We start from the raw sequence: 23,198 nt of genomic DNA, 5'->3' as shown, positions 1-23,198 counted from the left end.
TACAACACCATGGTTGGAGAAAGACATATGCCGTTGCTTGAATTGACCTGCCGCGAGGGGGCCTTGTCCGCAGAGGCCCGCGCGGAGTTGGTATCGCTGTTGGGGCCCCTGCTCGAGCACTGGGACGATCGGCCGAAACGCAATTCGCTGGACTTTGGTCCCGCTTTGCAGATCGTTGAACTCCCGGCGTCTGCGATGCACGAGGGCATCCAGCCCGCGGCTGAGGCGACTTACCTGTTGTCGGTGGCCACGGCTGCAGGGTCGTTGGGCACCAAGCAGAAAACCGACTTCGTCACGGCCGCCACCAAAGCAATCTTGGCCGCTGATGGTGGTACTCGGGATGCCGGCCGGGTACGGATCCATATCCACGAGATCCCGCTCGGTAATTGGGACGTGTGGCAGCGCTCAGACCACGCCAGGCGGGCCGCGCAGCCCGGCACGATTCACTCAATCCATCAGGTTTCGGCTTAGGTTGCGGGACAGACGCTTCCGCTGATCGTCGAATTGCCCGGCTGTTTGCGACATTGCGTCGCGCACAGCCGGGCATCCGGGCATCTACCGCTGGGCGGTCACTGTCGCGGCTGCCTCTCGGCTGGCAGATGTTGGGCCGCAACGAGTTCGGCGAGTTGTTCGCCAAATAGTGCTACGGCATGATCGGCCTCAGCGAGGAATCCCACCTGCAGGTGAAAATCGTGCCAGAGGTTGTTGTATCGCCGATGGATTAACAAGCCGCTTGACTGCGCTACCAGTTCGCGTTCGAGCTTGTCCGCGTCGAGGGCGAGCGGATCGTCGCCGGCGGAGTGCATGACAATCGGTGGCAGCGACGCGACGTTGCCGTAGATGGGCGAGATGCCGGGCTCGCGTGCATCGCGGTTTCCCACGTAGAACGTGCACCATTCGGCTATCAACTCGGGGACGATGAGCGGATCTTTCCGGGGTGGGCGCAGGGCATCCGCGTCGAGAGCGAGATCCAGCCACGGGCAGATCAATCCGAGCGCGGCTGGTGCCGGCAACGACGCATCCCGGATGCGCTGGGCCAACGCGAGGGTCAGCCCACCGCCGGCCGAGTCGCCGGCGATGGCGATCGTGGACACCCTTTCCGACAGCGCGCGATAGACGGCGAACGCGTCGTCCAATGCGGCGGGGAACGGATGCTCGGGTGCCAACCGGTAGTCGGCGACGATGATTTGGATGTTGGCCGCAGTCGCCAGCTCGCCCGCCAGACCTCGATAGCCCTGTGCGCTTCCCGAGGCGTATCCACCGCCGTGCAGCAAGAGAATTGTGCTGTCCAGACGCGCATTCGGCGGTGTGACTCGTTGGACCGGTACCCCGGCGATTGCCGCCGATTCGACGACCACCCCCGCAGGAACCTTCGACGCGCCGGCGATCATCTCGACGATGCGGCGCTTACCGGCCAGGGAAAGGCGGCCCGAGGTCATGACCGGACGCATCGCACGCAACCCGACCCGACCCGAAGAATGTTCGCCGGAACTCTCACAAATCCCACCTCCATGAAGTAAGTGCTTGCTTATGAAGTAAGCACTTGCTAGCGTAGTTACCTGGATCACACAAGGCAAGGCAGGGGTGAGCAGGTGGCGGGTAAGGACCAGGTGCACGACGTGGAAACGGTCGAGGTGCTCATCCTCGGGGGCGGGCTGTGTGGTGTTGCCGCTGCCATCGAGCTTGGGAACGCAGGCATCGGCGACGTCGTCATCGTCGAGCGCTCCGACGGCGTCGGCGGCACGTGGCATCACAACACGTATCCAGGGTGTGCTGTCGATATTCCGTCCCACGTGTACAGCTATTCGTATGCGCCCAAACCGGATTGGTCGCGCGTGTACGGCACCCAGGCGGAGCTCGAGGCGTACGTCGGTGACGTGGCCGACGAGTTCGGAGTGCGCGACAAGGTGCGCCTCGGGACCGAGGTGCTCAGTGCGCGGTGGGACACCCATGACCGGCGCTGGCATGTCGTGACCAACCGTGAGGTGTTTCAGGCGCGGTTCTTCGTGATTGCCGCCGGCCCGCTGCACGAGCCGATCATTCCCGACCTTCCGGGCCGAGACATGTTCCAGGGCGAAGCTTTTCATTCCTCGCGGTGGCCCGCCGACATCGACCTCGCCGGACGGGCGGTCGTCGCGATCGGTACCGGAGCCTCGGCTATCCAGTTCGTTCCGGCGGTGCAGCCAAGGGTCGGCAAGCTCACACTCCTGCAACGCACCCCGTCCTGGGTGCTCCCCAAGCCCGACTGGGCCATCTCCGAGAAGTCAAAGCGGATGCTGGCGCGGCGGCCCCTGGTGATGAAGGTGATCCGCTGGCTGACCTGGCTCATCTTGGACACCTTCACCACTGGTGCGATTAATTCGCAGCGGTTCGCCGGCGTGCTGGGCCGCGTCGGCCGACTGCACATCCGCTGGTGGATCAAGGACAGCGCGACGCGTAAGGCGCTGACCCCGCAGTATCTGCCTACCTGCAAGAGGCTCGGTTTCTCCAACGACTATTACCGAGCGCTGGCTCAGCCCAACATCGAACTGGTGACCTCTCCGGCTGTCGAGTTGCGCGAGAATTCCGTCGTTACCGCGGATGGGCGTGAAATCCCGGCCGACACAGTCATTTACGGCACCGGATTTCAGACCATGCAGCACCATCCCGTTGCCGAACGTATCCGTGGTCGGTCCGGCGAGACGCTCGCCGAAGTGTGGAAGGGTGATCCCAAGGCGCACATGGGCACCACGATCAGCGGGTTTCCCAACGCGTTCCTGATGTTTGGGCCCAACGTGGGCACGTTGTCCGGTTTCACGATGGCCGAAGCGCAGTCCAAATACCTCGTCGGCGCCATCCGCGAGACCAATCGCCTCGGTGTCGCCGCACTCGAGGTGACCGCAGCGGCACAGCAGGAGTTCGTGGCCGAGGCGGACAAGGTGCTGAGCAAATCCACCTTCGCGCTCGGGGGCTGTGACAGCTACTACCTCGCCGACAGTCATCGTCGGGTGTCGCTGCCCTGGCCGGGGACGATGTACTCGCTGACCAGGCGGCTCAGCAAGTTCGATGCCGAGTCCTACGAACCCGTCGAGCAGCGCTGACAGCGGCACCTTCGCCGATACTCCGAAGCTGCCATTCAACAGATTGACAAAGTAAGTGGTTACTGTACCGTTTCGTTGCGTGCATCACATCTGGGAGGGGAACGTGTCACATGCCACTCATCGGCGCCCCGCCGGATGCGGACCAGCGGTCCGCTGGACGCACAAGCCGGCAAGGGAGTGACCGTTGAGCACGACCGCAGTGTTGCGGGCAACCTCGACCAAGGCGTTCCTCGGGACGCGCCGATCCGTGTCGCGGATCGGCAGTATCCCGGTGCGCAGTGCGGCCACCACCGGTCGCGCCGTTCAACTCCTCGTGGATGTGTTGCGTTACAGCGTCATTGACGCCATCGCCTTGCGACTGCCCGTCCGTGAGCTCCTCCTGCAGGCCTGGACGCTGCTCAAGGTGACGGCGATACCCGGGCTGCTGATGGCTATTCCGTTCGGTGCCATGGTCACGCTCGTGACGTCCGGACTGGTCAATCAGGTCGGGGCGACCTCCCTTCTCGGTGCGGCCAGCGGCGTCGGCGTCGTCCGGCAGGGCGCGCCGATCACCGCCGGGTTGCTGATGGGCGGGGCTGCGGCGGCGGCCATCGCGTCGGATTTCGGGGCCCGCGCGGTCCGTGAGGAACTCGAAGCGATGCGGGTGATGGGCGTCGACCCGGTGCGTCGCCTGGTGGTGCCGCGGTTCCTCGGGTTGCTTCTGCTCTCCCCGATGCTGTGCATCTACATCATCGCGGCGGGAACCGCCGCGGCATTCGTCCTGGCGGTGACGGCCAGCGGGATGTCGCCGGGAAGTTTCTGGCAGTCCTTCGGCACCTTCGCGAAGGTGGGCGACATCTGGTTCGCCATCGGAAAAACCGTGGTGTTCGCCGCGATCGTGTCAATCGTGTCGTCGCTGCGCGGGATGGAGGCCAAGGGCGGTCCGCGCGGTGTCGCCGACGCAGTGAACTCGTCGGTGGTGCTCAACGTCGTGTGCATCGTCTTCGCCAACCTCGCGATCACACAGGTGCAGACCATGTTCTTTCCCATGGAGGTGGCGTGATGTCGTCCGTCGCTGCAGCACCGTCGAAATACTTCAGCACTCGATTCACGAAACGCGCTGTCGGGCGGATCGACGACGTACTGCTCGAGCCCGGGCGGTGGGTTGTCTTCATCGCCCAGACGCTTCTCATGCTGCCGATCACTCTGCGGAGGTACCGCCGGGAAACGCTGCAGCAGATGAACAGCCTGGCCTGGGGACGGGGTTCGCTCATCGTCGACGGCGGCGTGATCAGCATTCTGCTGGTCCTCGGCGTGGCAGTGGGTGCCTCGCTGGCGGTGGAGGCATTCGCCGTCCTGAACATCATCGGCTTCGGTTCCCTGTCCGGGATAGTTGCCGGCGTAGGTGCGGTTCGGGTGATCGGCCCCCTGGTCGGCGGCATCGCCTTCGCCTGCCAGATCGGGTGCCGAATGACCGCCGAGATCGGCTCGATGCGGATCTCCGACGAGATCGATGCAGTCGAAGCGATGGGGCTGCGGCCGATCCCCTACGTGGTCGGCACCCGGCTGATCGGTGGGTTGATCTGTGTGATCCCGGGATATCTCGTGACGCTGGTGCTCACCTTCTTCGTCATGAACACGGTGATCCGGGTATTCCACGGCGTGCCCGGCGGCACCTACAACCACTACTTCGTCGAATTCCTCACCCCACAGGATCTCGCGTACTCAGTGATCAAGGTGTCGGTGTACTGCGTGGCTGCGACGGTAATTCATTGCTACTACGGATATTTCGCCAGCGGTGGACCAGTCGGCGTCGGCCTGGCCTCGGGGCGAGCCGTGCGCGCCAGCCTGGTCGCGATCATGGTCCTGGACTTGGCCACCACCGTGATGCTGTGGGGCATCCGGCCCGAATTCGTGTTCACAGGGTAGGCGGACATTGTGTTGATACATGGGCCGGCCGAAAGAGAACGGCGCACTTTGCGAATCGTCAGCCTCGCAACGGTGATGTGTGCAGCTGTGGCGGGGTTCCTGGTGACCAACAATCCCTTCGCCGGCCGGCCGGCCGGCACGATGTCGGTGACGATCGATACGCCGTATGTGGGACAGGGCGTCGGCCAAGGTACTGCGGTGGTCATGCACGGGGTTGCCATCGGGGAGGTCACCGAGGTCACCAGCCTGACGGGTGGAGGACTCCGGCTCACCGCGGATCTGCAGGTGACCCCGGTGGCGGGATTGACCGACACGGTGGGAGTGGATTTCCGGCCCATCAACTACTTCGGTGTCACCGGCGTGAACCTGCTGGCCGGTACCGGCGGTGAGGCGCTGCGCGACGGGATGCAGATCACCACGGTGCCGCAGGGCAACTTCACGCTCCAGGCGTTGCTGTCTCGTCTCGGCGAGGTGTCCACGGGGGTACTGACACCGCAACTCGTTTCAGTGGTCGAGCGGGCCACCCGCTACACCGACGCGCTGAACCCGCTGATCGAAACCGCGTTGATCGCCGCCAACTCGGTCGCCCAGGTGCAAACGGTCAGCACCGAACGGCTGCTCGCCAACGCCACCGGGGTGAGCGTCGTGTTCCCGTCGACCGTCGACTCAATGATGAACGCCGGCAACAGCTTCCTGCACGACGATGCCAACTGGGAACGGCGAACCCACGCGGACTACACCGACGAGGAATGGAACAATTTGTTCCTGCCGACCCTTGAGTTGGCGTCGGGCGGGCTCTTCGCCGACATCGGCAAGCTGGAATCCAGCCACATCCGCGAACTGCTCCCGGTCACGGACACGGTCAAGGCCCTCACCGATGTGGTGCCCCCGTTGATCAGGCCCGAAGGTTTCGCTCAGACGCTGACGGAACTGCGTACCCGGTTTGAGCGGCTCTACGGCGGCACCCCCGAGCAGCGGGCCCTTCAAGTCCGGATCGTGTTGGACAGTCTTCCGGGCGTGGCCGCTCCGCTCGGCGCACTCAGGGCGACCTCGACGACGGCACCGGGAGGATCCTGAATGACGACACTCGGGGCATTGTGGCGACTCGTCGTCGGCGCAGTCATCGCGGTCATCCTGTTCATCTTGCTGGCCAACGTGATTCGGCAACCGGTCGCCGCGCCGGAGCTTTCATACATCGCCGAGTTCACCGACGTGTCCGGCCTGCACAAGGACGCCGACGTGCGGGTTCGTGGAGTCCGGGTGGGCAAGGTGCAATCCGTTCGGCTGGAGCGCCGCGACGGCCACAGCTTTGCTGCCGTCGACTTCACCCTGGACAAGCGGTACGGGGTCGTCTCCGGCAGTCGGCTCGCGATCAAATACCAGGCCCTCACCGGATTGCGGTATGTCGACGTGGCAAATCCGGCGGAGGGGTATTCGGCAGCGGACCTCGTGACGCGGGTACCCACCGAGATGACCCAGCCGTCATTCGACATCACGGCACTGTTCAACGGATTGCAACCGGTGATCGCGACGCTCAGTCCCGACGAGATCAATACCTTCACCAGTAATGCGGTCTCCTACCTGTCCGGTGATGGGGATGGTCTGGCTCCGATGCTGGACAGCATCCACAAGCTGACCAGATTCGTGGCCGACCGTCAGCAGGTCATTGCCACCCTCATGCGGAATCTGTCAGCTGTGGCTGACGGCATCGGGGGAAATTCAAAAGAACTGGTACAGATTCTGGACTGGATAAACCGGCCGTTGGACGGCGCGCTGAATGCGATCGATGAATTCCGGAAATCCGAACTATACGGACCCGAGTTCACCGACACCGTAGTCCGATTGATGAGCAATCTGGGATTTCCGCCGGTGTTCAATGCCGCTTCTCGGTGGCGACTCGAGCAGAACCCCGCAAGCGGTGAACCCAGTGAAGTCGAACTTGCGTTGGATCGTGCATTCAGCAACCTCGACAACTACGTCGACGCGTTCAAACTGGTGCCCTCGGTGTGGGAGAACATCCCGGAACCGCAGGACGATGCTCCATTGCCGTGCACTCGTGGTCGCTTCGAGCTACCGGCACCGATGGACGTCCTGGTGAACGGCCAAAAGGTGGTCTTGTGCAAGAGATGAAACTACTGAGAAACCCGACGGTGTGGGGCATCGGTGCAATGGCCTTCGCAACGGTCGTGGCATTGGTCGTGGCGATGCTGTACATCAGTCCGCCGGGGGAGAAGCTGGTCACGTTCTACACCGAGGATTCCGCGTCGATCCGTTCCGGTGATCAGGTACGAATCTCGGGTATCACCGTGGGCAAGGTGAAAGATCTCGCGCTGGAGAAGAACCAGGTTCGAGTGCGTGCGCAGGTCGACCGCGACGCATTCGTCGGAGACCGGTCACAGATTCAGGTCCGCATGCTCACCGTCGTCGGCGGCTACTACGTCGACCTGGTGTCGTTGGGCGATGCGCCGTTGGGGGACAAGCCGGTTCCTTTGGAGCGCGTGACGATGCCTTACAACCTGATGCAAACCCTGGCCGATTCGCGGAAGATCACCGAAAACATCGACGCCGATCCGATCAACCAGTCGCTGAACCAGGTGCAGAATGCGCTCACCGGCGACAACATCAATGCACTTTCGGCGATGATCGACGCCGGCAACAGCATCATGGCCACAGTGGACAAACAGCGCGGCCAGGTATCGGCGATCCTCAACATGTCCGACGAGTACATCCAGGCGCTGAGCAAGTTCAGTGATGGCCTGCGAGAACTCGTCCGCAAAGCTTCGATCGTCGAACAGACTCTTGTCATCTACGGTGAGCGTTTCGGCAACTCCCTCAAGGGAATAGCCGACGTGTTCGATGCACTGGCACCGGTCGGCATGATGTACCAGAACCATCGGGACGAGTTTCTCGAAAAGGTGCGTCACTACCAGGAAACCGCGCGGTATTGGGTCGAACGCAACGGCGCCGTCGTTCGTGGGCTCCAACTGATCCGCAGGAAGATCGAACGGGTCCTCGACGCCGAGACGGCGCCGCCGGAGTTGCTCGCTACCGACATGTGCATGCCGGTGCCCGGAGGTTCGTGCTGATGGCCACCTCGGGTCTGCATCGGGTCCGCCGGACTGCCGCCATCGCCGTCGCGGCCGTATCGGTGATGGTCCTCGGTGGGTCATGCGCTACTCAGCCAGAGAACAAGAACCGGAGTCAGCGCACCGACTACTGCGTGATCCTGCCCGACAGCGTCGGCCTGTATGTCGGCAACCCGGTCACCCAAATGGGTTATCAGATCGGCGAAGTGAAGACGATCACCCCCGAAACTCTCGACGTCCGAGTCGATTTCACCGTGACCGAGCACCGTGAGCTCCCCGAGGACGTCAAGGCGATCATCCGGTCGACGTCGATCCTGGCCGACCGCTCGCTGGAACTCGTCGGCAACTATGACGCCGGAGCACAGCTCCGGTCCGGCGAATGCATTCCGCTGAGCCGGTCCGCCACGCCGAAGAGCCTGTCCGAAGTGATCGGCTCGGCAACCACTTTCGTCAACACGATCAACCCGCAGGGCTCGAAGAACATCGGTGACGTCGTGCGCGGGGTCGATCAAGCGATACACGGTAACGGGACCGGTGCCAATGCGCTGCTGACCACCACCTCGGCGGTATTGGACAACCCGGATCAGGCGATCAGTGACATCGGGTCGATCATCACGAACCTTGCGCACCTGACCTCCGTGATCAAGGACCTCAGGGGACCGCTGAAGGAGATCATGAACGACGCGGTGCAGACCATGCCGTACGTTGACGAGGCATCCGAAGGCGGCAGACGGATCGTGGAAGGCGTCACCTGGGTGACCCCACTGGTCGAGGATTTGGAAGTCAATCTGGGGCAGGAGACTCAGTTCGCCCTCGACGCGACGGGAGTCGCAGTGCGCAAGCTGGGCGAGCACGCACCCCGAACCGCGAATCTGCTGAATCCTGTTCCGTGGTGGATCAATACGCTGGCCAACCACCTCAATAATCGGCCCATCACCAGCCTGCGCTACCGCCCGCCGCTGTACCGGGTGCACACTCCGGACGGCGTCGCGATGTGCAACATCATGAACGCATCAGTGCCCGGCAGTTGTGCCAACGTGCAGGGCCAGCCCTATGCGGTCGATGTTGCGCTGCTGCAATACGTACTCACCGAGGCGGAGCGCCGATGAACCATCGGATTCGACTGGCCGCTATATGCGCTGCGATCGCGGCTTCCGTGTCGTCGTGTGCCGCAATCAACGTCAATGATCTGCCTCAACCCGGAAACTCTTATAGCGGCGGCAACGACGTCGTCATGGAGTTCGCCAGCGTGTTGAATCTGCCGCACCGCGCCAAAGTGGTGATGGACGGCGCGACAGTCGGGGTCGTCACCGACATGGCGCTGCGCAGCGATCATGTCGACGTCACCGCACGCATCGATTCCAGCGTCGTGGTGCCGGGCGACATCCACGCGTCACTGCAGCAAGCGACGGTGCTGGGCGATATCTACGTCGCGCTCGCACGGCCCCAACCCCAGCAGCCGGCCGCCCCTGCGCTCAGCAGGGGGGCCAAGATTCCACTGGCACAGACGGACTCGCCGCCACAAGTCGAAGACACCATCGCCAGCTTGGCGACCTTCGTCACCAGCGGATCCATTCAGCGCGTGCAAAACACCATCATCGGGCTCAATCGCGTGACGCCGCAAGGAGATACCGCCCGTGAAATCGCCTCGCGGGTATCCACCGACCTCTCTGACCTGTCGAACGGTATCGAGACGGTCGACCAGTTGCTCGACGGGGCGTCCGGAACGGCTGAGGTTCTGTACAACCGGATCCCTACATTCCAGGACTGGTATTCGGAGCGGGGGATGACGGGCTTCGACCGGTTGACCACCAACGCCGGATATGTCGGCAAGCTGCTGCCGTCGGTCGGCAGCATCTACGCGAACGGTTACTGGCTGCTGCCGCTGCTGGAATCGGCCGCCGACGCCACGGGTGCGATGCAGCGCGACAAACACGCGTTCGAGGCGGAATTGCCGGCGTGGCGGCGGCTGTTCTACGAAGACTTCCTCCCGCAGGACAGGTATCCGGCGATGAACATCACTTCAATCGTCGGGCCTGACGGACGCGAACTGTCCGGCAATGTGCAAGACGTGCTACGGATCATCGGGGCGGCGCCATGAGAGTGCGAGATATGGTGTCATTCCTGGCTTTCGGAGTGATGGTCGCATTCGGCATCAGCCAGATCGGCGCGCTGGGCGTGCGAGTCGGCCAGCCGTCGGACCGCACCGATCTCTCGATGGCGGTGGCGGATGTGAATGGACTGGCCGTCGGGTCGAAGGTCCTATTGCGGGGCGTGCCGATCGGTAGGGTCAGCCACATCACCTCGTCCGTGGACGGGGCCACCGTTGACTTCTACATCGGCGACAAGTTCCAGGTACCGGTCGACAGCGACATCCGCTTGGAGAATCTGTCTGCGCTCGGTGAGTCCTACATCAGCTTGGTTCCGCGCGTCACGGGCGGGGCGATGTTGCGCAACGGACAGCACATTGCAGCAGAGGCGGTAACCCAGCCCGCGTCGATATCGGAACTGGCGACGAGCGTGGTACGGGTTCTCGACCAGCTGGATCCCGCCGCACTCGAACGCATCGTCGCAGAGTTCGACACTGCACTGCCGGACGCCAACTCGGTGCTGCCCAACCTGTCACGTACCAGCAGGCTGTTGCGAAACACGGCGGCAGACATGAACGGCCGTGGCAGTGAATTGCTCGACAATTTCCAGACGCTGCTGGCCAACGCCGGCTGGGTCGGCCCAGCGCTGGCCAATCTGAGCTTTCAGCTCAATGACTACAGCCCGAAGCTTCGCGAGCTCTTCAGCACATTTCCGCCGCTGATTGCCATCGGTGCACCCCAACCGCTGATCAAGTTCAACGCGTTCCTCGCACGGATTCAGAAACTGTTGGACGACAACGGCGGTGACTTCGGCGTGATCGGCGACAATTTCCTGCCGCACGTCAAGGGGATTGCGGGCTCGTTGATGAACTTCGACACCGGCCAGATGCTGGCCAATGTCATGGCCAGTGTGCCAGAGGACGGTGCCGTCACTCTGCATGTCCAGGTTCCGGGCAACTAAGGATGAGGAGAAGATGCGATGACGACAGTGGAGAAACCCGACGTCGAAGAACCGGATGTGGACGACTCCGCGGACACCGGCTCTGAGAAGGCGGAAATTGCGGATAGCCCGGGCGGTTCGAAACCGCAACGGCGACTGTCCGTCTCCGTGCGGAGCCTTGCCCTCGGTTTGGTGATCGCCGCTCTTTCCGGTGGCGTAGCGGTGCTGGGGTGGCTGTACATCGGGGCCCAACACAAGCTCGACGCCCAGGACCACCGATCCCAGGATTATGCGCGCGCCGAGAACGTCGCTCTCGACTATGCGGTCAACGCGGCGCAGATCAAGTCCCAGGATCTCAACCCGTGGAGGGAGAAACTTGTCGCGGGCACCAGCCCGGAACTGACCGCGAAGCTGACCAAGGCAGGTCAGGAGATGGAGCAGATTCTTGTTCCACTGCAATGGAACTCGACGGCACGTCCGCTGGCCGCCAAGGTCCGTTCGGATAACGGCGGTGTCTTCGTCGTCGACTGCTTCGTCAGCGTTCTCACCAAGACCGTCCAAGGCCCCGAACCGCTGCAGTCGACGGCGACCTACAGCGTCACGATCGACAGCAATCAGAACTGGCAGATCACCGATGTCGGCGGGATCGGCTCTGCGTTGGAACCCAAGTAGATGAGGGCGTCCCGGATCGTATCGGCCGCGTTCATGATCGCAGCGGCGATCGCGACCGGGCCGGTGTCGGCGGCTGACCCCGCTCCTGACGGCGAGCTCATCCAGCCGCTACCGGTGATCACCCCGACGCCTTCGGGCTGGCAGCCGAAGTTCCCGTTCCCGTATGACCAGACCCGGGGGAGCGTCACCGAGGCGGATATCGCCGCCGAACGGGAGATGTGCCAGTGGTACAACGCCCAATACAAGACGCTGCGAAACCAGATCGACAGGGTCCAGTTCAATCGGATCACTCCCAATGGGCCCGGCGTCATCAGCGGCGCGGGGAGCGACTGGGATTACAGCATCGGTGATATCCAGCGGCAGGTCGACATCGTCACCGCCAACATCGACCAGTCGGTGGACTTTCTGGCCCCGCGTGCCCAGGCACTGACACAGAGCCGCAACTACGTGGGCGATGTCCACTTTCCGATCTACGAGGGTGAGAGCTTCTACCTACTGTGGCAGCACCTTTCGAACGTCAGTGCCGGTATCAAAGCTCACCAGCCGGACTGGTTCACCGGCCCCTCGATTCAACGGGTCAAACGCTGGGGTAGCAGCATCGGTCGTTCACATGTGTGCGACTAGAGGGAATTGGGCACCGGAGGAGAAGTACGTGTCAACACGATCAATCCGCTTGCGGGCGCACGGTTTGTTGGTTGTGACGGGTTTTGTGGCAGGGGTCGTGCTCGCACCACCGGCCGCCGCGGACCCGGCGGCTGAGCTCAGGGAGGCAATTGTGTCGGCCCGCAGCGAGACCTCATGTGGGCCGCTGCAGTATCACCACACCGTTGAGCAGGCGGCAGGGGTCTTCAATCAAATGACCGACGACTATCTCAGCCACACCGCAACCCGAGTGCAGAATAAAGACACGACACCCGGTTCGATCCCCGACCCGTTGCCCGGGCTGAAGAATCTCGGCTACAGCGGTACCAAGGCGTTTCTCCTTCAGGGCGCCAAGAAGGACCAGGCGCTCGCGATAAAGGCGGCGCTGCTGCAGGGTTACGCCGCAAACAAGATCTCCGATTGTTCGTTCACGGATTTCGGTGTGGACATGCGGCGAAATCTACGCACGGGATACGACCTGGCGGCGGTCGTGTTGGCAACGCCGTAGCCATTCATCGGCTCGGCAGTATCCGGCTCTGGTTTGACAATTCTGGGAGAACAAATGACTCGTCGCTCAATGCTCATGGCCGCGCTGGTCGGCGCCGCCGCTGTCGTGACGCCGCTCCCCGTTGCCCACGCCGAGGAGAGCGTGACATATGAGGTGGTCTCCGACACCGTCTCCGCTGCAAGCAATATCGAGTATTTCGATGGTGCCGCGCGTCGACTTCTGGAGAATGTGCCGCTGCCCTGGCGAACCACGGTGGCCATCGCCAACCCGCGCAGCCTGTCCACCGACGGCGCCGAGGTGCGCGCCGACTGGCGAAGCAGTATCGCTGCCCCGGTGTGGCAGACGGGCAAGTGGGTGACGGTCCGGATCTACATCGGAGACACGCTCAGATGCCAGAACACGCTCGATGTCGGCAACGCGGCATGCTACGGCAGCACGGGATTTCAATCATGACCGCGGTGAGATTCCCGGCCCGTCGGTGGTTGGCGTCGATCGCGGGTGTGTTGGGGGTGATGATTGCCGGGGCGGTACCAGTGCAGGCAGCACCGCCGCCCAGCCCTTTTCCAGATATGGGCGACGTCACTGCGTGGTACGACCGGCTGGAGCCCGACCAGTTCTTCCTGCCCGACCGTCCGGGTGTCTGGTTCGTGGCACCTTCGGGACTCAACTGCGGCATTTGGGTTTGGGGAAGCTTTGGTTGCACCGGCGATATCCCTGGTGCACCCCCCGGTGACAACCACATCGCTTGGTACAACGGAAATCGCGCCGTGCACCACGGCTGGACGGCCGCCATTCAGTTCCCCGCTGGGCAAGCGGTGCGCCCGCTGCCTCCCCGGAGTTACGTGACCTACGAGTCAACGACGTGTGCGACGACACCGGATGGCAACATCTACTGCGAACACGGTGCGAACAAATTCTTTATTACGCCGCAAGGCACCTGGTTCAAAGCCTGGAACGACAGGCGATCTCAAGTCTGCAATGCCTATGGATCGTGTCTTCCGGACTGGTAAAAGCTGGAGGTTCAGCTACTCGGCGGGTTTCCCAAACCATGGATGAGCATCGAGGTGATTGCCGCTGCCGTCTCGGCTCGATCACGCTTGCGCTCACACAGCCGGTCTGCGGTACCGATGAACCACGCCATTCCGACCGTCAACCGCACCAACAATCCGACATCGAATTCCGTGTGCTGCCATGCCGAAAGGTTGGCTTCGACGACACGCTCGACTTCGCTCAGCGAGGGGTCGATACGATCGCGGAAATACTCTGCGGCCCGGTCGGCCTGCCCGAACAGCATCACTCCCAGGAGTGGTCCGATTTCGTCCATGACACCGAGAAGGTCGTAAATGAACTGGTAGGTGCGGTCGTACATCACCGTGCCGGTTGCGTCGAAATCTTTTGGAGGGGAGCCCGAGAACTCGACGACCTTGCTGACGGCTTCTTCGAGCGGAGTCGCCACCGCGGCTTCGAACAGGTCCTCTTTGGACCCGAAATGGCGGTAGAGCAACGCCTCGTTGACGCCGGCCGCGGCCGCTAGATCTCGCGTGCGGGCACCCTCGAACCCGGTCTGCTCGAAGACGCGACGCGCAGCGTCGATGATCTGTTCCCTGCGCTCGTCTGCGGAGAGCCGGGGCTGTGGGTTCGTGTGGGGGGCGCGGTCGCGAGCCGATTTAGCCGCCATCGAACTGCAGCCTGGTAAGTAGATACTTCACTTGTCCAGTATAGGGTTTGACGCTCACGAAAACCCCGTTGCGCTCGGATGATTCCCGCGGAGATTCGTTTGACAAATGGGCTGACTGCGAAGCCTTTCGGCAGCTTTCGGCGTTGACACCACGATTCGATGACGGCCCACTGCGGCCGGCGCGCATTCCCGATGTCGGGGTGGACGTGACCGTTGACACATCCACGCGGCACGGTTACATTCAACACTAAGTAAGCACCTACTTCAGGTGTGGTGCCACGCGATCACCACCTGTGATCTGTCCACGCAAGGATTGGGGAACATCGATGGCAAGCAGCCAGATCGACACCGACGCGCTTCGTCAGAAGTACGCGCAGGAGCGTGACAAGCGGCTCCGATCGGACGGCACCGGCCAGTATGTCCGCCTGGCCGACTTGCCCGGGCAGAGCGAGGATCCATTCCTGCCTGTCGAGGCGCGGGAGCCGAAAACCGATCACGTGACGGTTGCGGTCATCGGCGGTGGCTTCTCCGGTCTGCTGACCGGCGCCCGTCTCAAAGAGGCAGGCATCGACAGTGTCCGGATCCTCGATAAGGCAGGGGATTTCGGTGGCGTCTGGTACTGGAACCGCTATCCCGGTGCGCAGTGTGACACGGCGTCGATGGTGTACATGCCGCTGCTTGAAGAGACCGGCCATGTTCCCACCGAGAAGTATGCGCACGGCCCGGAGATCTACGCGCAGGCTCAGCGGATCGGCAAACTCTACGGCCTCTACTCGGACGTCTTGTTCCACACCGAGATCACCGATCTCGAATGGCAAGAGGCTCAATCACGTTGGCTGGTCAGCACCAACCGTGGCGACAGCTTCACCGCACAGTTCATCGCCATGGGAACCGGCCCGTTGTCTGTTGCGCAACTCCCCGGCATTCCCGGCATCGAAACATTCCAGGGTCACTCGTTTCACACCAGTCGGTGGGATTACAGCTACTCCGGCGGTGACGCTTCGGGTGCACCGCTGGAGAAACTGGCCGACAAGCGCGTGGCCGTAATAGGCACCGGCGCGACCGCCGTACAGTGCGTCCCCCAACTGGCCAAAGACTGCAAGGAACTGTTCGTCTTTCAGCGCACACCTTCGGCCGTGGCCGAACGCAAGAACCACCCGATCGACCCACAGTGGTTCGAGCAGATGGTCGAGGAAACCGGACCCGGGTGGCAGCAACGCTGGATGGAGAACTTCACCACCATCTGGGACGGCGTGTTGAGCGAGCCCGATGAGATGGATGCGGACTCCGATCCCGTGGACTTGGTGCAAGACGGTTGGACCGAGCTGGCTCAAGAGATGAAAGCAGCCATTCACGCCGTCCCCATGCAGGAACGCACACTCGAGAACATCATGTTGGCGCTGGAGGGCACCGACAACGCGACGATGGAAAGGATCCGCGCCCGGGTCGACGACGTGGTCTCCGATCCGGAAACCGCAGAGAAACTCAAGGCCTGGTACCGGCGGATGTGTAAGCGACCGTGCTTCCACGATGAGTACCTCCAGGCTTTCAACCGCCCGAACGTGCACCTGATCGACACCGAGGGTAAGGGTGTCGAGCGGATCACCGAATCGGGCGTGGTGGTCAATGGCAAGCAATACGACGTCGACGTGATCGTCTACGCAACCGGCTTCGAGTTCCTGGGCGGCAAGCACATTGACCGGCTCGGTTACGACCCGGTCGGCCGCGATGGACGGCTGCTTTCCGATCACTGGGCCGACGGAATGCGCACGCTGCATGGCATGCACGTCCACGGATTCCCGAACATGTTTCTCCTGCAGATGTTTCAGGGGGCCTTCATGGGGGCGAATGTCCCGCACAACTATGTGGAGCAGGCCAAGACAATTGCTCGGCTTGTGAAGCACGCGACCGAGAATGGCAACGCCGAGGTAGAGGTGACGGCGAGCGGGGAGGACCAATGGGTGGAGATGCTCCTGGCAAACGGCCGACCGGTCGGTACGCAGGACTGCACGCCGGGCTACTACAACAACGAAGGCAGAGAACCTACTCGCAAGGACCGGTTGGACGTCGGCTACCCGGCGGGTTCCATGGCGTTCTTCAAATTGGAGAAGCAATGGAGATCCGCGGGAACCTTCGAGGGGCTGACATTGCGCTGAGGGAAGGGAAAGGCGATGCGGTGTAGAACATGGTCAGGATGCGTCGTTGCGGCAGCCGTGGGGATCGCGTGCCTTTCCTGGGCGGCGCCGGCACAAGCCGATGAAAACGGTTGGGTTTTCAACGGATACCTGACCGCCGAGGACTACAACTACCTGGCCAAGCTGCGTGAAAGTGGAGTCCGCATACCACTGCCGCCTGGGGCCTTGCTCCAGGACGGGCACCTCATCTGCGACAACCTCCGCCGCGGGGTCAGGCCCGACGACAAAGAAAAAGCCCGCTACTTCCCGAAGGTCGGAATGCCGCAGATGATCGCGACCGCACAAGCTGAACTCTGCCCAGACACGCTTCATTGAGTGAATTGCATGCCTAGGATCACATCGCGAGCCTGACAACGTCGGCGAGCACACGGGCTGACCCTGGGCTGGTACGAATCCGAATTGATCCGTCGGGTGGACCCCCAGCGGCCCACCGTCGGGCAGTACTTCAACGACGAGATCGCGCAACCGCTCGAGCGCGAAGACGATTGGTTGCGTACACCAGGTGCCGGGACCGGATCACCGTGCCGTCGATCCCCGACTACTCCCAGATCAGATCTGCGGGTACGTCGGGTACTCGATTCCCGACAGGTACTGCACGGTGCGCACCACCTGGGATGAGTAGCCGAACTCGTTGTCGTACCAGACATAGAGGATGACGTTGTCTTCGTCGACGATCGTCGCGTTCGCATCGATGATGCTCGCCGCACGGGAGCCGATGAAGTCGCTCGACACGGCGTCTGTTGCCGCGGTGTAGTCGAGGTTGCGGCTCAACGGTCCCGACAGGGACGCCTGGCGCAGGTACTCCAGGGTCTCTTCTTTGGTGGTCGGGCGATGCAGCTGCATGTTCAGGATCGCCACCGAAACATCGGGCGTGGGGACGCGGATCGAGCTGCCGCTGATCTTGGCCTTCAGGTCCGGCATGGCCTTGGAGACTGCGGAGGCCGCACCGGTTTCGGTGAGGACCAGGTTGAACGGCGCGGACCGGCCGCGGCGGTCGGCGTGGTGATAGTTGTCCAGCAGGTTCTGGTCGTTGGTGAACGAGTGCACGGTCTCGACGTGGCAGCGTGCGATGCCGTACTCGTCGTCCATCGCCTTGAGTGGCGGCACGATCGCGTTGGTCGTGCACGACGCACACGAGAAGATCTGCTGATCGAGATCGAGTGCGAGGTGGTTGACCCCGTGCACGATGTTCGGCACGTCGCCCTTGCCCGGTGCGGTCAGTAGAACCTTCGCGATCCCGGGGCGCAGGTGGTTGGCCAGACCGTCGCGGTCACGCCACTTGCCGGTGTTGTCGATCAGGATCGCGTTGTCGATGCCGTACTCGGTGTAATCGACGTTCGCCGGGTCGTCGCTGTGGATGAACTTGATGACGTTGCCGTTGGCGATCAGGCTGTTGGTTTCGGTATCGACCTTGATCGTGCCGTTGAACTGGCCGTGGACCGAGTCGCGGCGCAGCAGCGACGCCCGCTTGGCCAGGTCGCCGGCCCCGTTGCTGCGGATCACCACAGCGCGCAGGTTCAGGCCGTTCCCGGAGCCGGCCTTCTCGATGAGCAGGCGTGCGACGAGCCGTCCGATGCGGCCGAACCCGTAGAGCACCACGTCCCGCGGGCCCTGCGGTGCGCTCTTGTTTTCCCCGGTCACGGCGCTGAGCGCCTGTGCGGTGAACTCGGGTACGGACAGTCCGGCATCGCTGGCGCGGTAGGCCATGATCAGCAGACCGAGGTCGATCTTCGACGGGCCCAGGTCCAGGTTGGCCAGCGCCTGCAGGAAGGGGAAGGTCTCTTCGACCGACAGCTCGTCACCGCCGACCTGTCGCGCGAACCGGTGGGTGCGCAGGATGCTGATGACGGATTTGTTCACCAGCGACCGGCTGTGCAGCAGGACCGTCACGCCCTTCGCCCGGTACAGGGCGCCGATGATCGGGATCATCGCCTCGGCGAGTGCTTCCTGAGCATTCCAATGGGCGAGTTCTGGCGAGTTCAAATCAATCGTCCTGTGGGTCGTATGGGCTGGCCCCTCGGATGAGTACCGCTTCGTATCGTAGCGATTGCCCGATCTCACAATGCGGCGTGGTTCGGCAGTGTGGCTGGCAGTGGCCCAGGTCACAGGGGTAAAGGGTGGTTGTGGAGTACAAACTAGACATTTAGTTCGGTGGTCGATGACTTTCGGGGAGAGCTATGTCAGAGGTGCAGACAGCCGATGTCGTCGTGGTCGGATACGGAGCCGCAGGCGTTTGCGCTGCTCTGGAGGCGCGGGCCAGGGGCGCTGATGTGCTGGCCATCGACCGATTCAACGGCGGCGGCGCGACGCAGGTGTCCGGCGGGATCATCTACGCAGGCGGTGGCACCTGGGTTCAGCGCCAGGCCGGAGTCGAGGACGACGCCGACGCGATGTACGCCTACCTGCAGGCCGAGATCGGCGACGCCGTGCGTCCCGAGACGCTGCGACGCTTCGTCGACACCAGCCCCGCGATGATCGACTGGCTCACCGAACACGGAGTCCCGTTCGAGGGGTCGGTGTGCCCGTACAAGACGTCCTACCCGAACAACAAGTACTACCTCTACTACTCGGGTAGCGAGAACTCCGGGCGTTTCCGCGCGATCACGCCGCCGGCGCAGCGCGGTCACCGGGCCAAAGGGCCGGGGGCTTCGGGCAAGAAGATCTATCAGCCCCTCGCGGAATCGGCGGCTCGCCTCGGCGTGCGCACACAGTTCCTCACCCGCGCCGTCGCGCTGCTGACCGATCCCAGCGGCCGGGTGGTCGGCGTGCGCACGAGCACACTCGCCCACGCACCGGCGTGGGTTCGGCGGCGCTACCGCGCGTACGCCGAGCTGGCGGTGAAACCGGGTATCTACTACCCGCCGCTGCGATCCGCGATGGAAAAGCGGTTGAACCGCTTGGAAACTCGGTATGCCCGGACCGTCGACATCCATGCACGCCAGGCGGTCATTCTCAGCGCGGGCGGATACATCGCCAATCGAGAGCTGATCGCCGAGCACGCACCGGCATACCGCGAGGGGCTTCAACTGGGCACCACCGGAGATGACGGCAGTGGAATCGCTCTGGCTGCCGAGGTCGGCGCCGCGGTCGATCGCCTCGACAACGTATCGGCGTGGCGCTTCATCACGCCGCCCAGCGCGTTCCTGGGTGCACTCGTGGTCGACGAACACGGACAACGATTCATCGACGAGACCCGCTATGGCGCCGCGGTCGGCCACGCCATGGTTGCCGACCACGACGGCCGCGGCTGGATCCTGGCCGATCATCGGCTGCTCAAACAGGCCCGAGCCCAGCTTCCCGAGCAGGCCATCTGGTTCCAACGCCTGCAGATGGAAGCCATGCTGCGCACCGACCGGGTCGTGGCGGAAACCCTGGAAGAGGTGGCTGCCAAGGCCGGCGTCGACCCGGCGGGATTGCTGACCACCGTCGCGGACCACAACGACGCCGCCGCGGCCGGGCTGCCCGATCCGATGGGCAAGCCTGCCGAGTTCGTCAATCCTGTTGAACAGGGACCGTTCTCACTGATCTCGATATCGATCAAACCCAGCCTGCTCAACCCGTGCCCGATGTTCACCCTCGGCGGGCTGATCGTCGATGAACTCACCGGTGCGGTGACAACGCCTGCAGGCGAGTCGATTCCGGGTCTCTATGCGGCCGGACGCACGGCGATCGGACTGTGCGTCAACTCCTACGTCAGTGGATTGTCGATCGCCGACTGCGTCTTCTCCGGCCGTCGCGCCGCAGAGCATGCCGTCGCGATGCAACCCGCGCCGTCACCGTAGCGCGCTGCCTCCGAGCCACGTGTCCCACGGCACACCCCAGTCGCCGTTCTGCCAGATGGGCAGTGGCTCGCCGCCGGTGTTGTGCACTTCGAATACGTCTCCGGGTTGGGAGAATTCGTAGAACCAGCGCCCGTTGTCGGCGTTGACGTTCAGGCATCCGTGCGAAGTGTTGGTCTTGCCTTGCGCCCAGATCGTGCTGTCGAGTTGGTGGACGTAGATCCCGTTGTTGGTGAGCCGTACCGCATTGCTGACGGTCAGCTTGTAGCCCAGGCGTGAGTCCACGGGCAGTCCGTAGGTGGAGGAATCCATGACCACGGTGCTGGCCTTGTCCATCACCGTATAGACACCGGGCTGCGTCCAGAACGAAATAGTCTTGCCGGCAACGGTTTCTGATCCGCCCATGCCCATAGAGGTCGGGATCGTGCGGACCAGCTCGTCATTGCGGTAAACGCGGATCTGCTTGGTGGCATCGTCGGCGATGGATACGTGCGACTCTCCGATCCGGAAGGAAACCTGCCGGGCTGCTTGGTCGCCGGCGGCTGCAACAACCTCGGTGCCGGGACGGTAGTAGCTTTGCGGCCGCCAGTGGGCGTGCCGGTTGTCCATCCAGTACCAGGAACCATCAACGGGCGGAGTGGTTTTGACCGACAGCCGCCGTTCTGCGGCCGCGCGGTCGGTGACCGGTCCGTCGAAGTTGGCCACGATGACGGTGCCGACGCCGTACGTCCCACCGTCGACCAACGCGGCGCCCGACGTCGCGGTGAACTTGACCTGCGTCTGCTCACCGGCGGTGAGTTTGGTGATCATCGACGTCGGCTCGGCCAGCCAGACAGCCGCGCTGATGGTGGCGATGAAGACCAGCGACAGGATTGGCACTGGCCGCCTCCGCGGTGAACCCACCGACATCCCGGCGCCTCCAATCTCGTCGGCCGCGTCCCGGCGGCGCGGTGTGCTAAAACGGAATACGTAGCTACGGCGTAGCTACGTAGGCGAGGCTAGCATGGAGGTACGCGGTGAGTGGACGGCGAGAAAGTGCCAAGAAGGACCTGATCTTCATTGGAGGCCTGATTGTCGTCGGCGCCGTTCTGATCGCCTACCTGCTGATCCGTCCCGACACCGACGCCGCCTCGGCCGCGCCCGCCACAGGGCCGTCGGCGACGGCGCAGGCACCCGGCGCAGCCACCGGAGGCGCCGGCGGGAGTCATTCTCAGGTGGAGCGCCGCCGGCCCGGTGACCCGCTGGCTTTGGGGGATCCCGACGCGCCCGTGGCGTTGGTGGTGTTCTCCGACTACCGCTGCCCGTTCTGCGCCAAGTTCAGCCGGGACACCGAACCGGAACTCATCAAGCGCTACGTCGACGCCGGCCAACTGCGCATCGAGTGGCGTGACTATGCGATCTTCGGTCCGCGATCGATGGCAGCAGCACGCGCCGGACGCGCGGCAGCCGCGCAGGGCAGGTTCTGGGAGTTCAACCGAGCCGTCTACGCGGCCGCACCGGAGCGGTCGAAGGCGGACCTGACGGATGAGGATCTGATCGGTTTCGCCCGGCAGGCCGGTGTCCCCGACATCGACAGATTTACCGCCGAAATGCGGGGAGACACCTTCGACGCCGCCATCAATGCTGATCTGGCGCAGGGCGCCGGGATTGGCGTCCCCAGCACTCCGGCGTTTCTGCTCAACGACGTGCCCATGCTCGGCGCGCAGCCCACGGAAGATTTCGTGCGCGCCATCGACGGGGCGCTGGCCGGTCGATGAACGGCATCGGTCTGCTCGGCGCCTTCCTCGGCGGTTTGGCTTCGCTGCTCAGCCCGTGTTCAGCCCTGCTCCTGCCGTCGTTTTTCGCCTACGCCTTTGACCGGACCCGCCTGTTGGTCCGGCGCACACTGGCGTTCTGGGTGGGTCTCTGTGTCGTGCTGGTGCCGTTGGGTGCCGGTGTCGGGGCGCTGGGTAGCGTCGTCACGCGCTATCGCAGTGAAGTCACGATGGTCGGTGGCCTGGTATTGATCGGGTTCGGCTTGATGACGTTGTTGGGCAAGGGGTTCGGTCTGTCCGCTATGCAACGGATGACGGCCCGGATCGACATCTCCGGTACCGTCTCGGTGCTCGCATTGGGTGCTGTGTACGGACTGGCCGGCTTCTGCGCAGGTCCGCTGTTGGGCGCGGTCCTGACCATGTCGGCGATGGGTGCCGACCCGGCCTACGGAGCGCTACTGATGGCGGTCTACGCCCTCGGCATGGCGGCGCCGTTGTTTTTGATCGCCTGGCTGTGGGACCGCTTCAACCTGTCTGAACGCACCTGGTTGCGGGGGCGCCCGGTGCGCCTGGGGCCGCTGGAGACCCACACCACCTCGTTGCTCACCGGGGTGGTCTTCATCGCGCTCGGTGGGCTGTTCCTGTTCACCGACGGCACGACGGATCTCGGCGGCCCGCTGTCCGTCGATGCGCAGTACGACCTGCAAGTCTGGCTGGGGCGACTGGCGTCGGGCGTGAGTGATCCTTGGCTGATTCTGGGCGTCGTGGTCGCACTCCTCGTGTGGAGGTCAATTCGGTTGTGGCGGAGAAGCTACTATCGCGCTACATAGGTTTGACGTGCGAGACAACGAAACGGTGACGGCGCA

At 63.3% G+C, this 23,198-nt stretch carries 23 protein-coding genes and 1 pseudogene; 20 read left to right on the top strand and 4 right to left on the bottom strand.

Annotated elements, in window-relative coordinates:
• Positions 1-27: 27 nt before the first annotated feature.
• Positions 28-471, top strand: coding sequence for a hypothetical protein (locus tag JOF57_RS23305; protein ID WP_209920552.1), 444 nt, complete (start codon positions 28-30; stop codon positions 469-471).
• A gap of 98 nt (positions 472-569) precedes the next feature.
• Here JOF57_RS23305 and JOF57_RS23300 read toward each other — a convergent pair whose 3' ends face one another.
• Positions 570-1,451, bottom strand: a complete 882-nt coding sequence (locus JOF57_RS23300) for an alpha/beta hydrolase (RefSeq protein ID WP_209920549.1) — start codon at positions 1,449-1,451, stop codon at positions 570-572.
• Between the two features lie 141 nt (positions 1,452-1,592).
• On the opposite strand from JOF57_RS23300, the gene JOF57_RS23295 reads away from it, so the two are divergent.
• From JOF57_RS23295 to JOF57_RS23230, 14 genes are all read left to right on the top strand, one after another.
• Positions 1,593-3,080 (top strand): flavin-containing monooxygenase, encoded by a 1,488-nt coding sequence (locus JOF57_RS23295; RefSeq protein ID WP_209920546.1) that lies wholly within the window; start codon positions 1,593-1,595, stop codon positions 3,078-3,080.
• Between the two features lie 184 nt (positions 3,081-3,264).
• Positions 3,265-4,122: an MlaE family ABC transporter permease gene (locus JOF57_RS23290; protein ID WP_234938230.1), complete on the top strand. Its 858-nt coding sequence runs from the start codon at positions 3,265-3,267 to the stop codon at positions 4,120-4,122.
• A complete protein-coding gene (locus JOF57_RS23285; RefSeq protein WP_209920543.1) occupies positions 4,122-4,988 on the top strand; it encodes an MlaE family ABC transporter permease in 867 nt (288 codons plus the stop codon). Before JOF57_RS23290 ends, JOF57_RS23285 begins: the two co-directional genes overlap by 1 nt.
• Before the next feature lie 6 nt (positions 4,989-4,994).
• Positions 4,995-6,065, top strand: a complete 1,071-nt coding sequence (locus JOF57_RS23280) for an MlaD family protein (protein WP_407666646.1) — start codon at positions 4,995-4,997, stop codon at positions 6,063-6,065.
• Entirely contained in the window at positions 6,066-7,118 is a 1,053-nt protein-coding gene (locus JOF57_RS23275; RefSeq protein ID WP_209920541.1) for an MlaD family protein, read from the top strand.
• Positions 7,115-8,074 (top strand): MlaD family protein, encoded by a 960-nt coding sequence (locus JOF57_RS23270; RefSeq protein WP_209920538.1) that lies wholly within the window; start codon positions 7,115-7,117, stop codon positions 8,072-8,074. The genes JOF57_RS23275 and JOF57_RS23270 overlap by 4 nt, the downstream gene beginning before the upstream one ends.
• Positions 8,074-9,183, top strand: coding sequence for an MlaD family protein (locus tag JOF57_RS23265; protein ID WP_209920535.1), 1,110 nt, complete (start codon positions 8,074-8,076; stop codon positions 9,181-9,183). The genes JOF57_RS23270 and JOF57_RS23265 overlap by 1 nt, the downstream gene beginning before the upstream one ends.
• Positions 9,180-10,175, top strand: a complete 996-nt coding sequence (locus JOF57_RS23260) for an MlaD family protein (protein ID WP_209920533.1) — start codon at positions 9,180-9,182, stop codon at positions 10,173-10,175. The genes JOF57_RS23265 and JOF57_RS23260 overlap by 4 nt, the downstream gene beginning before the upstream one ends.
• An 11-nt stretch (positions 10,176-10,186) precedes the next feature.
• Entirely contained in the window at positions 10,187-11,125 is a 939-nt protein-coding gene (locus JOF57_RS23255; protein ID WP_407666596.1) for an MlaD family protein, read from the top strand.
• An 18-nt stretch (positions 11,126-11,143) separates the two neighbouring features.
• The gene (locus tag JOF57_RS23250; protein WP_209920528.1) at positions 11,144-11,776 is read left to right on the top strand and encodes a hypothetical protein; all 633 of its coding nucleotides are present in this window, start codon (positions 11,144-11,146) and stop codon (positions 11,774-11,776) included.
• Between the two features lie 15 nt (positions 11,777-11,791).
• A complete protein-coding gene (locus tag JOF57_RS23245; RefSeq protein ID WP_407666645.1) occupies positions 11,792-12,400 on the top strand; it encodes a hypothetical protein in 609 nt (202 codons plus the stop codon).
• A 28-nt stretch (positions 12,401-12,428) separates the two neighbouring features.
• Positions 12,429-12,926, top strand: coding sequence for a hypothetical protein (locus JOF57_RS23240; RefSeq protein ID WP_234938227.1), 498 nt, complete (start codon positions 12,429-12,431; stop codon positions 12,924-12,926).
• Between the two features lie 54 nt (positions 12,927-12,980).
• Positions 12,981-13,379, top strand: a complete 399-nt coding sequence (locus tag JOF57_RS23235) for a hypothetical protein (protein ID WP_234938226.1) — start codon at positions 12,981-12,983, stop codon at positions 13,377-13,379.
• Positions 13,376-13,936: a hypothetical protein gene (locus JOF57_RS23230; RefSeq protein ID WP_209920525.1), complete on the top strand. Its 561-nt coding sequence runs from the start codon at positions 13,376-13,378 to the stop codon at positions 13,934-13,936. Before JOF57_RS23235 ends, JOF57_RS23230 begins: the two co-directional genes overlap by 4 nt.
• Positions 13,937-13,947: 11 nt before the next feature.
• On the opposite strand, the gene JOF57_RS23225 is transcribed toward JOF57_RS23230, so the two are convergent.
• Positions 13,948-14,604 carry a TetR/AcrR family transcriptional regulator gene (locus JOF57_RS23225; protein ID WP_209920522.1) on the bottom strand — a complete coding sequence of 219 codons (657 nt, stop codon included), beginning with the start codon at positions 14,602-14,604 and terminating at the stop codon, positions 13,948-13,950.
• Between the two features lie 326 nt (positions 14,605-14,930).
• Between JOF57_RS23225 and JOF57_RS23220 the strand changes: the two genes are divergently transcribed.
• Complete coding sequence (locus JOF57_RS23220) at positions 14,931-16,760, top strand: flavin-containing monooxygenase (protein ID WP_209920519.1); 1,830 nt, start codon at positions 14,931-14,933, stop codon at positions 16,758-16,760.
• A 57-nt stretch (positions 16,761-16,817) separates the two neighbouring features.
• Positions 16,818-17,114, top strand: a complete 297-nt coding sequence (locus JOF57_RS23215; protein ID WP_209920516.1) for a DUF732 domain-containing protein — start codon at positions 16,818-16,820, stop codon at positions 17,112-17,114.
• A 234-nt stretch (positions 17,115-17,348) separates the two neighbouring features.
• Here the strand turns inward: JOF57_RS23215 and JOF57_RS23210 are convergent, their stop codons facing one another.
• A complete protein-coding gene (locus JOF57_RS23210; RefSeq protein ID WP_209920513.1) occupies positions 17,349-18,782 on the bottom strand; it encodes a glyceraldehyde-3-phosphate dehydrogenase in 1,434 nt (477 codons plus the stop codon).
• A 194-nt stretch (positions 18,783-18,976) separates the two neighbouring features.
• Between JOF57_RS23210 and JOF57_RS23205 the strand changes: the two genes are divergently transcribed.
• The gene (locus JOF57_RS23205; protein WP_209920510.1) at positions 18,977-20,581 is read left to right on the top strand and encodes an FAD-binding protein; all 1,605 of its coding nucleotides are present in this window, start codon (positions 18,977-18,979) and stop codon (positions 20,579-20,581) included.
• On the opposite strand, the pseudogene JOF57_RS23200 reads toward JOF57_RS23205, so the two are convergent.
• A pseudogene (locus JOF57_RS23200) lies at positions 20,573-21,394 on the bottom strand (L,D-transpeptidase); the annotation flags it as partial. The gene JOF57_RS23205 and the pseudogene JOF57_RS23200 sit on opposite strands and share 9 nt — an antisense overlap.
• A gap of 200 nt (positions 21,395-21,594) precedes the next feature.
• On the opposite strand from JOF57_RS23200, the gene JOF57_RS23195 reads away from it, so the two are divergent.
• Both JOF57_RS23195 and JOF57_RS23190 read left to right on the top strand, forming a co-directional pair.
• Positions 21,595-22,335 (top strand): DsbA family protein, encoded by a 741-nt coding sequence (locus tag JOF57_RS23195; protein ID WP_307870088.1) that lies wholly within the window; start codon positions 21,595-21,597, stop codon positions 22,333-22,335.
• A complete protein-coding gene (locus tag JOF57_RS23190) occupies positions 22,332-23,162 on the top strand; it encodes a cytochrome c biogenesis CcdA family protein (RefSeq protein WP_209920503.1) in 831 nt (276 codons plus the stop codon). Before JOF57_RS23195 ends, JOF57_RS23190 begins: the two co-directional genes overlap by 4 nt.
• The last annotated feature ends 36 nt before the right edge of the window (positions 23,163-23,198 follow it).

This window comes from Mycolicibacterium lutetiense, from assembly GCF_017876775.1.
Taxonomy (GTDB): domain Bacteria; phylum Actinomycetota; class Actinomycetes; order Mycobacteriales; family Mycobacteriaceae; genus Mycobacterium; species Mycobacterium lutetiense.
Note: the sequence above shows the minus strand (reverse complement) of the source record. Positions and strands in the feature narration are given on the sequence as shown.